The sequence below is a fragment of the Neisseria mucosa genome, from assembly GCF_003044445.1.
GTDB lineage: Bacteria > Pseudomonadota > Gammaproteobacteria > Burkholderiales > Neisseriaceae > Neisseria > Neisseria mucosa_A.
The window spans coordinates 1-488 of the sequence record NZ_POWX01000048.1 but is presented as its reverse complement, the minus strand read 5'-3'; the positions used below and the strand labels follow the sequence as shown (position 1 = coordinate 488).

The 488-nt window shown below is 51.0% G+C and carries 1 protein-coding gene; it reads left to right on the top strand.

Annotated elements, in window-relative coordinates; genetic code table 11:
- Nucleotides 1-18 precede the first annotated feature (18 nt).
- A partial coding sequence (locus DBY90_RS12465; protein ID WP_107987345.1) for an IS3 family transposase occupies nt 19-488 on the top strand: 470 nt, incomplete at its 3' end.

Genomic DNA, 488 nt, shown 5'->3' with positions numbered 1-488 from the left:
GCGCGGTTGATGAAGCAGATGGAACTGAAAGCCCTCATACGGGCGAAAAAAGCCTACCGCCATCCCGCCATGGGCGAAATATCGGAACACCTCCTCAAACGTCGGTTCACAGCCAAAAAGCCCAACGAGAAATGGCTGACCGATGTTACCGAACTCAAAGGAAAGGACGGCAAACTGTACCTCTCTCCGATCTTGGACTTGTTCAACCGTGAAATCGTCGCCTATGCCATGAGCCGCAATGCTAACAGCGACATGGTGAAGGAAATGCTCGAAAAAGCCGCACCCCGGCTGACTGATAAAGGAACAATGCTTCATTCGGACCAAGGTGTGCTATACCGTACGGCGGAATATAGGAAATTGATTGCAAAACATTCCATGGTTCAAAGCATGTCGCGAAAGGCGAACTGCTGGGACAATGCACCGATGGAAAGCTTCTTTGCGGTGCTGAAGACGGAGTGTTTCTATCGTGCAGGGGAATTGACGGTGGA